Below are 582 nucleotides of genomic sequence, written 5' to 3'. Positions count from 1 at the left end.
ATTTGTTAATGCGCCCTAACACTTGAGCGCGCGCATCTTCATTTGAAACACCAAGACCTGAAGCTAATTGAGCTTCCGCTGTGCGTATTTCTTCTAGTAATTCGATCTTCTCTTGCATTGCTTCGTACTCCGCAACATCAAGAACAACAGCAACGCCTTTGCCGCGTTGTGTAATTACCAACGGACGACGAGTCTCATTGATTTGTTCGATGTAAGAAGCTACACCGGCACGAAACTCAGATAGTGGTTGAATATCTTGATCGAAATGAATACGACTCATACTGAACCTCTATTAGTACAAAATAACGTACAAATAATAGTTCAACTGTTAGTTATGAGCAAGAACTTGATACTTTGTTATAACGCCCAATTAAGGGGTGAGTAACGCAACACCGAAGCCGCCGCAAACCGCCTTAATCACTAAAACTAACGCATAGTAAAAATGCCACGCGTTACGAATCCCTCTTGAATTGTTTGTTAGTACGCTACCCTTGAAGCCTTTGGTACACGCCAAGATGTTGAAATATAGCACGAAATTCATGAATTAAAACGCTGAAACCAAACGGACAACTACAAAACTGG

Annotated in this window: 1 protein-coding gene; it reads right to left on the bottom strand. The window is 41.6% G+C overall.

Features of this window, described 5'->3' with window-relative positions; all coding sequences use genetic code 11:
- Positions 1 to 280 (bottom strand): type II toxin-antitoxin system Phd/YefM family antitoxin (locus R8N47_RS26935; RefSeq protein ID WP_318186331.1); only part of this gene is annotated, 280 nt, incomplete at its 3' end.
- Between the last annotated feature and the right edge of the window lie 302 nt (positions 281 to 582).

It is taken from the genome of Vibrio sp. 2132-1 (genome assembly GCF_033344315.1).
The sequence above is the reverse complement of the archived record's forward strand: the minus strand, read 5'-3'. Positions and strand labels throughout refer to the sequence as shown.